The 15043-nt window shown below is 73.1% G+C and carries 8 protein-coding genes; all 8 read left to right on the plus strand.

What is annotated here, in order from left to right; translation table 11 throughout:
* Positions 1–56: 56 nt before the first annotated feature.
* The 8 genes from ACWPQI_RS04060 to ACWPQI_RS04095 all read left to right on the plus strand — a co-directional run bounded on the left by ACWPQI_RS04060 (position 57) and on the right by ACWPQI_RS04095 (position 14966).
* Positions 57–9446, plus strand: a complete 9390-nt coding sequence (locus ACWPQI_RS04060; RefSeq protein WP_474738663.1) for an amino acid adenylation domain-containing protein — start codon at positions 57–59, stop codon at positions 9444–9446.
* Positions 9447–9450: 4 nt separating this feature from the next.
* The gene (locus ACWPQI_RS04065; protein WP_010593778.1) at positions 9451–9690 is read left to right on the plus strand and encodes a phosphopantetheine-binding protein; all 240 of its coding nucleotides are present in this window, start codon (positions 9451–9453) and stop codon (positions 9688–9690) included.
* A gap of 7 nt (positions 9691–9697) precedes the next feature.
* Positions 9698–10948 carry an enterobactin transporter EntS gene (entS, locus tag ACWPQI_RS04070; protein ID WP_040273976.1) on the plus strand — a complete coding sequence of 417 codons (1251 nt, stop codon included), beginning with the start codon at positions 9698–9700 and terminating at the stop codon, positions 10946–10948.
* 106 nt (positions 10949–11054) lie between these two features.
* On the plus strand, positions 11055–11618 hold the full coding sequence (locus ACWPQI_RS04075; protein ID WP_010593780.1) for a dihydrofolate reductase family protein: 564 nt from the start codon (positions 11055–11057) through the stop codon (positions 11616–11618).
* Positions 11619–11728: 110 nt separating this feature from the next.
* A complete protein-coding gene (locus ACWPQI_RS04080) occupies positions 11729–12382 on the plus strand; it encodes a class I SAM-dependent methyltransferase (RefSeq protein ID WP_010593781.1) in 654 nt (217 codons plus the stop codon).
* A 113-nt stretch (positions 12383–12495) separates the two neighbouring features.
* The gene (locus ACWPQI_RS04085) at positions 12496–12927 is read left to right on the plus strand and encodes an SRPBCC family protein (RefSeq protein ID WP_010593782.1); all 432 of its coding nucleotides are present in this window, start codon (positions 12496–12498) and stop codon (positions 12925–12927) included.
* A complete protein-coding gene (locus ACWPQI_RS04090; RefSeq protein WP_017680600.1) occupies positions 12924–13250 on the plus strand; it encodes an ArsR/SmtB family transcription factor in 327 nt (108 codons plus the stop codon). The genes ACWPQI_RS04085 and ACWPQI_RS04090 overlap by 4 nt, the downstream gene beginning before the upstream one ends.
* Positions 13251–13400: 150 nt before the next feature.
* Positions 13401–14966, plus strand: coding sequence for an alpha/beta hydrolase (locus ACWPQI_RS04095; protein ID WP_040273982.1), 1566 nt, complete (start codon positions 13401–13403; stop codon positions 14964–14966).
* The last annotated feature ends 77 nt before the right edge of the window (positions 14967–15043 follow it).

Below are 15043 nucleotides of genomic sequence, written 5' to 3' on the forward strand. Positions count from 1 at the left end.
CCGCGTCCGGCGACCCGGGGGCCGTGTTCGTCGCACACCCGCTCCGATAGGCAGCCATGACCCGCACCTCCGCGCTCGAAGACATCGTTCCCCTCTCGCCGCTGCAGCAGGGCCTGCTCTACCTCAGCACCGTCGCCGCGCCCGACGACGCCGCCCGTGCCGCCGGAGCCGTCGAACCGGACGCCTACACCGTGCAGTCCGTGCTGCGCCTGACCGGGCGGGTGGACGAGGACACCCTGCGAGCCTCCGCGCAGGCGCTGCTGGACCGGCACCCTGCCCTGCGCACGTGTTTCCGTCCCCGCAAGGACGGCCGCACCGCCGGGCTCGTCGTGCGCGGTGTCGAGGCGCTTTGGCGCAGTGTCGATCTCACCGGTTTCGCGGTCGACGAGTCCGAGCGACGTCTCGCGGATCTGCTCGACGAGGATCTGCGCGACTGGTTCGACCTCGCGCGGCCACCGCTGATCCGCTGGCTGTTCGTGCGATTCGGGCCCGACGACGTGCGGTTGGTGCTCACCGCCCACCACATCGTCGTCGACGGCTGGTCCACCCCGATCCTGGTGCGCGAACTCCTCGAGATCTACGCCGCCGGCGGCACCGCCGCCGGGCTGGCCCCGGTGCGGCCCTTCCGCGACTACCTCAGCTGGCTCGACCGGCAGGACCACGACGCCGCTCGCGCGCTGTGGCGCGAATCCCTCGACGGGCTCACCGAACCGAGCCTCGTCGCCCCGCCCGGCGCCACCCGCGCCACCACACCCACCGTCGCACTCGCCGTCGACGTGCCGGTCGAGCTGAACGACCGGCTCACCGGCCTCGCCCGCGACGCCGGCGTCACCCTCAACACCGTCCTGCAGACCGGCTGGGCGCTGCTGCTGTCCGGACTCCTCGGCCGCGACGACATCGTCTTCGGCGCCACCGTCTCCGGGCGACCGCCGGAACTGACCGGCGTCGAATCCATGGTCGGGCTGTTCATCAACACCGTGCCCGTGCGGGTGCGCCTGGATCCCCGCGCCACCGTCACCGAGTTGCTGCGACAGGTGCAGCTGGCGCAGTCCCGCACCGTCGACCATCAGTACCTCGGCCTCGCCGAGGTCCAGCGGGAGACCGGGCTCGGGGAGCTGTTCGACACCCTCACCGTCTTCGAGAGCTACCCCGTGGACCGGGACGCGCTCGACCGCGCCGAGCGCGCGGGCGGGGTCACGATCGCCGCCGTCGAGGGCCGCGACGCCACCAACTATCCGCTCGTGCTCACCGCGGGTGTCGCCGAGACCCTCGTCATGACCCTCGACTACCGGCCCGGTGTGTTCACCGCGGACGACGCCGCCGCCCTCGCCGACCGCCTCGTCCACATCCTCGACACTCTCGCCGCCGCGCCGGACCGCCCGGCCGCCGGGCTGGACCTGCTCACCGGCGCCGAGCGCGGTCGCGTCCTCGGCACGTGGTCCGTCGCACCGGCCGCTCCCGCGGATGGCACCGTCGCGGCGCTGCCCGCCCCGGGGGAGCCCGGCACCCTCGCGGTGGTGTGCGGCGCCGAGGAGCGCACCTTCGCGGAACTGGGAGCGAACTCGGCGCGGCTCGCGCGGCTGCTGATCGAGCTCGGTGTCGGACCCGACGTGCTCGTGGGCCTGGCCCTGCCGCGCTCCGCCGCGACCGTCGAGGCCATCCTCGCGGTGCTCGCCGCAGGCGGTGCCTACCTTCCGCTCGACCCGTCGTACCCGGCGGACCGGCTCGCCCACATGGTCGCCGACGCCCGTCCCGGCGTCGTGCTCACCACCGGCGCCGTCGCCGCGGAACTCGGAGCGACCCTCCCCGGCGGTGGTGCGCACGTCGTCGTGCTGGACGATCCGGACGTGCAGGCCCGGCTCACCGCACTGCCCGCCGCCGCGGTGACCGACGCCGACCGTCGCCGGCCGCTCCGCCCCGGCCACACCGCGTACGTCGTCTACACCTCCGGCTCCACCGGTCTCCCCAAGGGCGTCGTCGTCACCCACGCCAATCTCGCCGATTTCCTTGCCGCACAGAGAGAGACGATCATGCCGTCGGCATCGGGCACACGGCGGGTGCTGCTCACCTACCCGTTCGCCTTCGACTCGGCCGTCGCCGCCCTGACCTGGCTGCTGTCCGGGCACACCCTGCACGTGCTGCCCGACGAGCACCGCAGCGACACCGCATTCGTCGTCGACTACGTGCGCACCCACCGCATCGACCACGTCGACTGCGTGCCCGTGCTGATGAGTGGTCTGCTCGACGCCGGTCTGCTCGACGGGGACCGCCACCGGCCCGCCACGGTCACCGTCGGCGGCGAGGCCGTCGGGTCGGCGCTGTGGCAGCGACTGCGCGCCGCGGACGACGTCGAGGCCTACAACTGCTACGGCCCCACCGAATGCACCGTCGACGCCGCATACACCCGGATCGGCGGCGACACCGTCACCATCGGCGGTCCGACCCCCGGCACCCGGCTGTACGTGCTGGACCGGTGGCTGCGACCGGCGCCACCCGGTGTGGCCGGGGAACTCTACGTCGCCGGCGGCGGTCTCGCCCGCGGCTACCTGGGACAGCCCGGCCGGACGGGGGAGCGGTTCGTCGCCGACCCGTTCACCGGGGACCGGATGTACCGCACCGGTGACATCGTGCGGTGGCTACCGGACCCAATCGACACCGTGCGGTGGCTACCGGACCCAATCGACACCGTGCGGTGGCTACCGGACCCGGTCGGCACCGTGCGGTGGCTGCCGGACCCGGTCGACACCGTGCGGTGGTCACCCGACCCGGTCGACACCGAGCGGGGCGCCCTCGAATACGTGGGCCGCGCCGACGACCAGGTCAAGATCCGTGGTTTCCGCGTCGAACTCGGCGAGGTCGAGGCCGCGCTGGGTGCCGTGCCGGGGGTGGATGCCGCGGTCGTCGTCGCCCACACCGACGCCCGCGCCGTGCGTCGCCTGGTCGGCTACGTCACCGGAACGGCGGATCCCGGGGCCGTGCGCGCCGCGGTCGCCGCCCGGCTGCCCGACTACCTGGTGCCCGCCGTGATCCTGCCGCTGCCGGTCCTGCCGACCACGGCGAACGGCAAGGTCGACCGGAAGGCCCTGCCGGAGCCGGACTTCGGTGCCCTCGCCGGATCCGGTGAGCCCCGCACCGACATGGAGGCGGCGTTGTGCTCCGCGTTCGCGGAGGTCCTCGGTCTCGACCGCGTCGGCATCGACGACGACTTCTTCACCCTCGGCGGCGATTCCATCGTCTCGATCCAGCTGGTGTCCCGCGCCCGCACCGCCGACGTGCGGATCACCGCGCGTCAGGTGTTCGAACTGCGCACCGTCGCCGCGCTCGCTGCGGCCTGCGACGCCGACACCGGGGACGAGCAGCCGGCGCGGCCCGTCGTCGCGGCCACCGGTCCGGTCCCGCTCACCCCGATCGTGCGCGAAACCCTCGACCACGGAGGGGATCTGCGGCGCTTCGCGCAGTCCCGCCTGCTCGTCGCCCCGGCCGGGCTCACCGAAGCGCACCTCGCCGCCGCCGTCGCCGCGCTGCTGCGCACCCACCCCATGCTGCGCTCACGGCTCACCGTGGCCGGCGACAATGCGGAATGGATAGTCCCCGAAGATGTTCCGGACCCCGAGAGCGTGGTGCGCCGCGTCGATGCGGCAGGCCTCGACGGCCCGCGGTGGCGGGCGCTGTTCGAGACCGAACGTGCTCGCGCCCTGGCGGAGCTCGACCCCGCGGCCGGACGGATGATCCGCGTGCTGTTCCTCGACGCCGGCCCCGGCGCCGCGGGCCGGGTGTTCGTCGTCGTGCACCACCTCGTCGTCGACGGTGTGTCGTGGCGGATCCTGGTTCCCGACCTCGCGGCCGCCGTCGATCAGGCGCGGCGGGGCACCGCGCCGGACCTCGAGCCGGCCGGCACCTCCTTCCGGGACTGGGCGCTCGGGCTCACGGCAGCCGCCGCGTCCGACCGCATCGCGCAGTCCCTGCCGCGCTGGCAGCAGATCGCCGGAACCGCGGAACCGCGGCTCGGTGCCCGCCCGCTGGATCCGGCGCGCGACACCGTCGCCACCACCCGGTCGCGCGAGGTGCGGGTCCCCGTGGCGGTCGCCGAGAAGGTGCTCACCACCGTGCCCGCCGCGTACCGGGCGGGCGTCGCGGATGTGCTGCTCACCGCCCTTGCGCTGGCCGTGACGTCGGTACGCGGCGGCGACGGGCTGCGCGTGCACCTCGAGGGCCACGGCCGCGCCGAGCACGTCGTGCCGGGCGCCGACCTGTCCCGCACCGTCGGCTGGTTCACCACCCTGTACCCCGCCGTGCTCGACGTGTCCGGCATCGATCCGCACGAGGCACTCGCCGGAACCGCCGCCACCGGGACCGCTCTCGCACAGGTCAAGGAGTCGCTGCGGGCACTGCCCGACGACGGCATCGGATTCGGGCTGCTGCGCCGGCTCGCCCCGGAGGGAACGCGGAACTTCCCCGGATACCGTTCTCCCGACGTGATGTTCAACTACCTCGGCCGGATGACGCTGGGGGAGAACACCGGTCAGGAGTGGTCCACCGCACCGGAGGCGGGCGCGCTCGGCGGCGCCGTCGATCCCGGCACCCCGCTCGACCACGTCCTGGACGTCAACGCCGTCACCGAGGACGGCCCCGCCGGACCCGAGATCGTCTGCGAATTCACGGCGGCGGAGGTCCTCGACGAGGAAACCCTCACCCTCGTCGCCCGTCGCTGGGTGGAGGCCCTGACCGCGCTGGCCCGGCACGCCGACGCCCCCGGCGCCGGCGGTCCCACCCCGTCGGATCTGACCTACCCCAGGCTGACCATTACGGAACTGGACTCGCTCACCGCCGAACTCGGCCCGATCGACGACGTCGTGCCGCTGACGCCGTTGCAGCGCGGGATGTTCTTCCTCGCCGGTCTCGACGGCGGCACCGGGACCGACGTGTACTCGATGCAGACCGTCCTCGATCTGCGCGGTGATCTCGACCGGGACACCCTGCGGCGCAGCGCCGCCGCGTTGCTGCACCGGCACGCGAATCTGCGCACCGGGTTCCGCACCACTGCGGCGGGCGACCCGATCGGCGTCGTCCTCCGGGACCCGGGCCTGCGGTGGACGGACGTCGCCCTCACACCCACCCCCGTGACCACCCCCGCCCCCGTGGCCGAATGTCACATTGCGTCGGTTGGATCGACGCAATGTGACATTCGGCCGGTCGAGGAGCGCAGCGACGAGCTCGTCGCCGCGGACCGCGCCACCCGGTTCGACGTCGCGGCCGCGCCGCTGGTGCGGTTCACGCTCGTGTGCCTCGCGCCGGACCGGCACCGGTTGATCGTCGCCGCGCACCACCTGCTGCTCGACGGGTGGTCGTCGCCGCTGCTCGTGCAGGAACTGTTCACCCTGTACGGGGCGGGGGCCGATCCGGCTGCGCTGCCCGCGGTCCGGCCGTTCACCGACTACCTCGCCTGGCTGGGCGACCGCGACACCGACGACGGACTGCGCCGCTGGAGCGAGGCACTCACCGGGGTCGAGGAGCCCACGCTGCTCGCCCCCGCCGGCTCGTCGCTCGACGCCACGCTGCCCGCCGAACTTCCCGTGCCGGTTCCGGCCGGTCTGGCCGCGCGGCTGCAGCGCCGCTGCCGCGACCTCGGCGTCACCGTGAACACCGCGGTGCAGACCGCATGGGCGGTCCTTCTCGGCGCCCGGCTCGACCGCACGGACGTGACCTTCGGTGCTGTCGTCTCCGGCCGCGTCCCGGACGTGCCCGGCATCGAGACGATGATCGGTCTGTTCATCAACACCGTGCCCGTGCGCGTCGCGCTGCGCCCCGGCGAGCCCACCGACGACCTGCTCCGCCGCGTCCAAGGCGAGCAGAACCGGCTCCTCGATCACCAGTACGTCGGACTCGCCGACATCCAGCGCGCCGTCGGCGTCGGAGAGCTCTTCGACACCCTCATCGTGTTCGAGAGCTACCCGATCGACACCGACGCCCTCGCCCGCGCGCAGCGTTCCGGCGGCCTCGACGTCACCGACGTCCGCGGCCACGACGCCACCAACTTCCCCCTGGTGCTCGTCGCCGGGCTCGACGACGAGCTCGCCCTCACCCTCGAGTATCAGCGGGCGCTGTTCACCGCCGGCGACGCCGACGAGATCGGCCGCCGGCTCGTGCACCTCCTCGAGCAGTTCGCCGGCGACCGGCCGCGGCGCGTCGCGCAGCTCGACGTCCTCGGCCCGGCCGAGCGAGGACGGTGGCACGAGCTCTCGTCGACCGCTCCGGCGCCGTCGAGCGGGCACGGCACCGTGCCCGCTCTCCTGGCGGCGCAGGTCGCCCGCACCCCGGACGCGACGGCCGTCGTGTGCGGGGACGAGCACCTGACCTTCGCCGAGCTCGGCGCCGCCTCGGCGCGGCTGGCACGGCGGCTGATCGACGAAGGCGTCGGACCCGAGGCGCTCGTGGGCCTGGCCCTGCCGCGCTCGGCCGAGATGATGGTCGCGATCTGTGCCGTGCACGCCGCCGGCGGCGCCTACGTGCCGATGGACCCGTCGTATCCGGCCGAGCGCCTCGCCCACATGGCCGGCGACTCGCGGCCGCGGGTCGTGGTCACCGGCGGCGGCGTCGCGCACACGCTGCGACCGGTGCTCGGTGCGGTGCCGGTGCTCGACCTCGACGACGAGTCGGTTCGTGCCGACGTCGCGGTCCGTCCGGCCGTCCCCGTCACCGACCGCGAGCGCACCGCGCCGCTCCGGCCCGAGCATCCGGTGTACGTCATCTACACGTCCGGCTCCACCGGACTGCCGAAGGGCGTGGCGGTCACGCACGCGAACCTGCTCGGCCTGTTCGACAGCCACCGCGCCGACCTGTACGTGCCCACGGTGGCGGCGGCGGGACGGCCGAGCGTGGGTGTCGGGCACGCGTGGTCGTTCGGGTTCGACGCCTCGTGGCAGCCGATGCTGTGGCTGCTCGACGGCCACGCCGTGCACGTGTTCGACGAGGACGCCATGCGCGACCCCGAGGCGATGGTCGGTTACGTCGCCGCGCACGCCCTCGACTTCCTCGAGGTCACCCCGTCGTTCCTCGACCGCATGGTCGCGGCCGGGCTGTTCGACGGCGAGCACCGCCCCGCCACGGTCGGATTCGGCGGTGAGGCCGTCAACCCGGCGCTGTGGCGGCGGCTGCGGGAGCTGACCGACGGACGTGCGTTCAACCTCTACGGACCGACCGAATGCACCGTCGACTCGCTCGTCGGACAGGTCACCGACGCCGACGCCCCGTGCCTGGGCCGGGCCGTACACGGCGCCGCCGCCTACGTCCTCGACCGGATGCTGCGCCCCGTGCCGGTCGGCGTCGCGGGGGAGCTGTACGTCGCCGGATCCGGCGTCGCCCGGGGCTACCTCGGCCGACCCGACCTGACCGGCACCCGCTTCCTGCCCGACCCGTTCGGTCCGCCCGGCGCCCGTATGTACCGCACCGGCGACGTCGTGCGCCGCGTCCCGGCGGGCGACGGCCGGGTCACCCTCGAATTCCTCGGCCGCGGCGACGACCAGGTCAAGATCCGCGGATTCCGGGTCGAGCTCGGCGAGGTCGAGGCGGCGCTGACCGCGGTGCGCGGGGTGCGCGACGCCGTCGCCGTCGCCCACACCGACGACCGCGGGGTGTGCCGCCTCGTCGGCTACGTCGTCCCCGACGGCGACGTGGACCCCGCCGTCGTGCGGGCCGTGCTCGCCGAGCGAGTCCCCGACTACCTGGTGCCGGCCGCGGTGCTCGTGCTGGCCGCATTCCCCGTCACCGCCAACGGCAAGGTGGACCGGAAGGCGCTGCCGGAGCCGGACTTCGGGGCGCTGGCCGGTTCGGGGGAGCCGCGCACCGCGCGGGAGGCCGCGCTGGCGGAGGTGGCCGCCGAGGTGCTCGGCCTCGACCGCGTCGGGATCGACGACGACTTCTTCGCCCTCGGCGGCGACTCGATCGTCTCGATCCAGTTCGTCTCCCGCGCTCGGGCCGCCGGGCTCCGGCTCACGGCCCGGCAGGTGTTCGAGCTGCGCACCGTCGCGGCGCTGGCCGCGGTCGACGAGTCGGACACGGCCCCGGCGGCGGTGCCCGCGGTCGCCGCGACGGGCGACGTGCCGATCACCCCGATCGTGTGGGAGGCCCTCGCGTGGGGTGGCGACCTCGCGCGGTTCTCGCAGGCCCGGCTGCTCGTCGCACCCGTCGGCCTCACCGTGGACGTGCTCGGAACGGCCGTCGCGGCGCTGCTCGACACCCATCCGATGCTGCGGTCCCGGTTCGTCGTCACCGACGGCGGGCCACGCTGGACCGTCCCCGAGGACGCACCGGACATCGAGACACTGGTGCGCCGCGTCGAGGTCGGCGAGGTCGACGCCGAGCGGTGGGCGGACCGATTCGCCGCTGAACGTGAAATCGCCTACGGCGCACTCGATCCGGAATCCGGAGTGATGGTGCAGGTGATCTGGTTCGACTTCGGGCCGGACCGCCCCGGCCGCGTGTTCGTCGCCGTGCACCACCTGGTGATCGACGGCGTGTCGTGGCGGATCCTCGTCCCGGATCTCGCCGATGCCGTCGAACAGGCCGGACGCGGCGAGACCGTGGCGCTGACGCCGCCGGGCACGTCGTTCCGGGCGTGGGCGACCGGCCTCGCCGAGGCCGCGCGCTCCGAGCGGGTCAGGATCTCGCTGCCCGCATGGCAACCCGCGGTCGAACCACCGCTCGGCGCGCGGCCGCTGGACCCGGTCCGCGACACGGTCGCGGCGCTGCGCTCGACGCACGTGCGGGTCCCCGTGCCGGTCACCGAGGACGTTCTCGCCTCCGGGGCCGTGAACGACGCCCTGCTCGCGGCGCTCGCCGTGGCGGTGGCCTCGGTCCGCGGCGGCGACGTCGTGCGCGTCGAACTCGAGGGCCACGGACGCGAGGAGCAGATCGTGCCCGGGTCCGACGTCGCGCGCACCGTCGGATGGTTCACCTCGATGTTCCCGGTCGCGTTGAACCTGTCCGGCATCGACCCCGGGGAGGCCCTGGCCGAAGCGGCTGCCGCACACGCGGTCCGCACGCGCGTCACGGAAGCCTTGAAGGCTGTGCCCGACAACGGTATCGGGTTCGGACTGCTGCACCGACTCGCCCCGGACCCGGCCTTCGACCGCTATCGGCGACCGCAGGTGGTGTTCAACTACCTCGGCCGGATGACGCTGGGGGAGGACACCGGTGCCCCGTGGTCCGGCGCACCCGAGGCCGTCGCGCTCGGCGGTTCCGTCGACCCGGCCACGCCGCTCGACCACGTCCTGCATGTCGACGCCGTCGTCGAGGACACCGCGGAGGGTCCCGTACTCGACTGCGAATTCGCCGCGCCCGCCGAGGTGCTCGACGAGCACACCGTCGACCTCGTGGCCCGGCGCTGGGTCCAGGCCCTCGCCGCGGCCGCGCGCATCCCCGAACCCGTTGCACCCGAAAAGGAGTGATCACATGTCAGCACAGTCCGGCACCGTGGACCGCGAGACGATCCGCACCGACGTCGCGCGGCTTCTCGAGATCGAGGCCGACGAACTCGACCCCGCGGTCAGCCTCGTCGACCAGGGCCTCGACTCGGTGCGCCTGATGGCGCTCGTGGAGCGGTGGCGCGACGCCGGCGCGGACGTCGACTTCGTCTCCCTGGCCACCGAACCGCAGCTCGAGGCGTGGTACGACCTGCTCACCGCGCGGTGACCCGGCCGTGGCCCTGATCGACAGGCTGGTCCTCGACCTCGACCCGCTGCGCACCAGCCGCGAATTCCGCTACATCTTCACCGCCCGGGTCGTGTCGCTGTTCGGCCTCGGCTTCCTCGTCGTCGCCGTGCCCCTGCAGGTGTATCGGCTCACCGGATCCACCGCGCAGGTCGCCGCGGTCTCGGCGGTGCTCGGCGTGACCACGTTCGCCGCCACCTTTGCCGGCGGGGTGCTCGCCGACCGCTACGACCGGCGCCGGGTCATCGCGCTCGCGCGCGGCACGGCGGGTGTGGCGTTCGCGGTGCTCGCGGTGAACGCGTTCCTGCCCGATCCGAGGATGTGGGTCGTCTACGTGGCGGCGGTGATCGACGGTGTGTGCGGTGGCATCTCCGCAACGGCGCTGATGGCCGTCACACCGAGCCTGCTGCCGCGGGAGAAGATGGCCGCCGCCGGCGCCCTCATGGCGCTGACCGGCGACCTGGGCGCGATGATCGGGCCGGCGCTCGGCGGCGTCGTCATCGCGACCGGGGGAGTCGGGGTGGCCTACGCGCTGGCCGCGTTCACCACCGCGATCACGACCTTCTGCATCACCCGGCTGCCGGCGCTGCCGCCGGCCCACGTCGCCGACGAGTCGCCGCTGCGTTCGGTGGCGAGCGGCTTCCGCTACGCGGCGGGAAACCGCGTCATCGGCGGCGTGCTCGTGTGCGGGTTCGTGACGATGCTGCTCGCCGGCTGGTCGGTGCTCGTCCCCGAGTACGCGACGGAGGTGCTCGGCGCGGGACCGTCGGTGGTCGGACTGCTCTATACCGCCCCGGCGGTCGGCGCGGTGATCGGCTCCCTCACCAGCGGCTGGACCGGTCGTCTCCGCCGGTCCGGACAGGCGATCTTCGTGCTCATGGCCGTCTCCGCCGCGGGGCTCGTCGGGGCGGGCCTCACCGCGACCGTCGCGGTGGCGCTGATCGGTCTGGCCGCGCACGGTTTCGGCGACGCGCTCACCGATATCGTCCGGTATGCGACGGTGCAGAAGCACACTCCCGACGAGTACCGCGGGCGTATCGCCGCGGTGTGGGCGGCGCAGGTCACCGCCGGCGCCTCCGTCGGCGCGGTGGTCGCGGGCGGTGTGGCGACGCTGGTGCCGATCTCCGCGGCGCTGCCCGCGTACGGCGCCGTCGGGCTGGTGGTCACCGCGCTGCTGTGGGCGGGCCTACGGACGCTGCGCCGGCTCGACGAGGGCACTAGCCTCGAGCGCGTCGTCTGAGTCCGTCCGGTCCGTGCCGCGATGAGTTCGGCGGAGCCGGCCGGTCTGTATCCGAGACAGCACGCCCGTCCGCGCGGACGGGGCAAGCCGAAGAGGAGTGGATGTCATGGGCAAGGTCACGGTCACCGAGTTCGTCTCTGCGGACGGCGTCATGGAGAACCCCGCGTGGACGTTCCCGTACTGGAACGACACGATCGCCGCGTTCAAGGACGGCGAATTGAACGAGGCGGACGCGTTGCTCCTCGGCCGCACCACCTACCAGGAGTTTGCCGCGGTCTGGCCCGATCATCCCGGCGAGGACGACGCGTCCAAGGCGCAGATGAACGACATTCCCAAACACGTCGCCACGACCACGCTCACCGAACTCGAGTGGAACGCGACCCGCATCGAGGGCGACGTCGCGGAGGGGATCCGCGCCCTCAAGGCCGAGAAGAACCTGCTGGTCATGGGGAGCGGCAGCCTCGTCGAGTTCCTGCGCAGTCAGGGACTCGTCGACGAGTACCGGCTCGCCGTCTACCCCGTGCTGGTCGGCTCGGGCCGGCGCCTGTTCGACTCCGTCGAGGCGCAGGCGACCCTCGACCTCCGCGACTGCAAGGTCCTCGACAACGGCGTCCTGCTGCTCGTCTACAGCGTGGTCTCCGACACCGTCGCCGTTCCGGACTTCGACTGACGGCGTACCCGCAGCCGAGGTCCGGCGCGAGCCGTTGTTTCGGGGCTCGGATGCGGGGAACCCGACGGCATGTCCACGTTCCGCACCCCCACGCCCCCGCGCAGCGACGGATGACGACCGGCGCTGCGCGGGCGCGGGACTACGACACCTGGTTCGACACCCCGTGGGGTGCCCACGCCTGGGCGGTGGAGCGCGACGCGGTCGACGAGGTCCTGCCCGACGTGGCCGGCCGGACCGTGGTCGAGGTCGGCTGCGGGACCGGCCGGCTCGTGAGCCATCTCGCCCACCGCGGTGCCCGAATGCTCGGTGTGGACCTCGCGGCGGGCATGCTCTCCGTCGCGACCGACCGGGCACCCGCCCGGCTCGTGCGCGCCGACGCCACTCGCCTGCCCGTGCCGGATGCCGTTGCCGACGCCGCCGTCACGATCGCGACCCTCGAATTCACCGACGCCGCGGCGGTGCTGGTCGAGATGGCCCGTATCACTCGCCCGGGCGGGCGCATCGTCGCGCTCACCCTCAACCCCACCAGCCCGTGGGGGTGGATCGATCGGCCCACCCGACGAGCGCCGTACTCGGCCGCACGCTACGTTTCTCGGCGAGAGCTGCGCCGCCTGGGCGGTCGACACGGCCGGGCCCAGGTGCGGGGCCGGTTGTTCACCGCGGCGCGGTTCGGGCATCGACTCGAGCCGATTGCCGCCCTGCCGGGCCGGATCGTCCCCTGGTTCGGGGCCGTCCAGATGCTCGTCGTCGACCGGGAGCTCTGAGAGACGGCCCGGCGCCGCGAAGACCCGAATTAGTGCAACTTCGGGGTTGCGGTTTGGGGAGAGAGATGCAACCCTGGAGTTGCACAAATCGTATCCCCGGACTGGAGGCGATCATGGCCCCGCTCGACATCACCCGCACCATCGACATCGCGGCCCCGGCCACCAAGGTATGGGCCGCACTGACCGAACCCGAACTGATCGCGCAATGGTTCGGCGACAGAATCGAATTCGACGCATCGCCCGGAGGCGCGGGCGCGTTCGGCTGGACGGGACACGACCACGGTCCCTTCCGCGTCCTGGTCGAGCATGTGGACGAGCCGAAGACGCTCGTCTACCGCTGGGCCCGCGACGCGAACGTGGACCCGGTGCCGGGTAACTCCACGGTGGTGCGGTTCGACCTCGCGGAGATCGACGGCGGCACCCGGCTGACCCTGGTGGAAACCGGCTTCGAGGAGCTCGTCGACCCGCAGGCGGCCCACGACGGCAACGTCGACGGCTGGCGCGCCGAACTCGGCGATCTGGTGGAGTTCCTGGAATCCCGGTGAACGATGTGGCGAAGGGAGTTCCGGCGGTGCTCGCGGTACTGGCCGACGAAACCCGCTGGAACATCCTCACCGCGATCGGCGCCGAGGACCTGTCCGCGAGTGCGCTCGCGGAGCGGCTGCCGGTCAGCCGTCAGGCGATCGCGAAGCACCTGACCGTCCTCGCCGACGCCGGGCTCGTGGAGTCGTTCCGGATCGGGCGGGAGATCCGCTACCGGGCAATCGGAACCCGGCTCGGCGAACTGGCCGGCGAGCTGGACTCGATCGGACGGCAGTGGGACCGTCGCCTCGAGGCGATCAAGCGCATCGCCGAGCGACCCGGCTGACCGCACGAGCGGGCCGCGCGGTGCCGTCGAGGGGGTGCCCATCGGCACCCTCGGGGTGGTGGTACCGAGCGCCGTCGGCGCCGACCCTGTAGTGGTCCGCGGAGGGATCTGCTTCCTCCGGTCGAGTACCACTGGAGGGCAGGTCGATTCATGGCGTCGAACGGCGAACGCGGGATCCGGCAACGGGTCCTGCAGTTGGTGACCACAACGGGAGCGGCGACGGCCCTGATCGTGGGCGGGTTCTCGTCTCCGGTCGTCGCCACCGGCTTCGCCTCCACGACCGGTGAGATCCCGCCCGGCCTCGAACCGTTCTACACCCAGCAGGTCCGGTGGGAGTCGTGCGACGGCTACAGCACCGACGGGTCGGACCTGGTCGGGGCCGGGCTCGAGTGCGCGCGGGTGACCGTGCCGATCGACTACGAGAGCCCCGAGGGCGATACGGCGCAGGTCGCCCTGTCCCGTTCGCGGGCGACGGGAGAGAAGATCGGATCACTGCTCGTCAACCCGGGCGGACCGGGAGCCTCCGGGCTCGGGACGGCCGTCGTCGCCGACGGCACCGAACTCGCCGAGCGGTTCGACGTCGTCGGATTCGATCCGCGCGGAATCGGGGCGTCGACGCCGCGGATCGACTGCCTGACATCCGAGGAGACCGACGCGTGGCGGCAGGATCCCGTGGTGGACATGACCGCCGAGGGCATTGCCCGGGCCGAGCAGAAGAGCCGGGAGTACGCGGCGCGCTGCGCCGAACGCACCGGCACCGACGTGCTCGCACACGTGGGCACCCGCGACGTGGTGCGGGACATGGACGTCATCCGGGCCGCGCTCGGCGACGCGGGATTGAACTACCTCGGATACTCGTACGGGACCCGGCTCGGCTCGGCCTATGCGGAGGCGTTCCCCGGCAACGTACGCGCGATGGTGCTCGACGGGGCGCTCGATCCACAGCAGGACCCCGTCGAGGAGGCGGTGCGGCAGGCCGCCGGCTTCCAGCAGGCATTCGACGCGTTCGCCGCGAACTGCGCGACCCGCGAGGACTGCCCCCTCGGCGCCGATCCCGCGGCCGCGGTCGCGCGGTTCCGCTCGCTGGTCGATCCCCTCATCGACCGTCCCGCGGCCACGGACGATCCGCGGGGACTGAGCTATCCGAACGCGATCAGCGGTGTCGTCGCCACCCTGTACTCGCCGCAGGGCTGGGAGTACCTGCGGACCGGACTCACCGAGCTGGAGCAGGGCCGGGGCGACACGCTGCTGCTGCTGGCCGACATGTACGAGGGCCGGTTCGCCGACGGCTCGTACTCGAACTCCGGCGAGGCGATGGCGGCTGTGCGGTGCGTCGACGACGCCGCCGTGACCGACCCGGCGGTGGCCGGTGAACTCGACACCCGGTCCCGTGCAGCGGCACCGTTCCTCGACGACGGCCGCGGCACCGGCAACGCGCCGCTCGGTGCGTGCGCCTTCTGGCCCGTGCCGCCGACGGGAGATCGGCACGCCGTGGAGGTCGACGGCCTGCCCCCGATCGTCGTCGTCTCCACCACCGAGGATCCGGCGACGCCGTACCAGGCGGGGGTGGACCTGGCGAAGCAACTGGACGCGGTGCTCGTCACGTACCGCGGAACCCAGCACGGGGTGGTGCTGAGCGGCCAGTGGTGCATCGACCTGCCCGTCGCACGCTACCTCGTCGATCTCGCTGTGCCGGAGGGGGATACGACATGCTGAGCCGTACCGGATCCGATTCGTCGGGACGGACGGTCAGGGCGTCCGCGGCGGCCACCGCGGGCGGGCATCGCGAATTC

This window comes from Rhodococcus sp. LMD, from assembly GCF_056108245.1.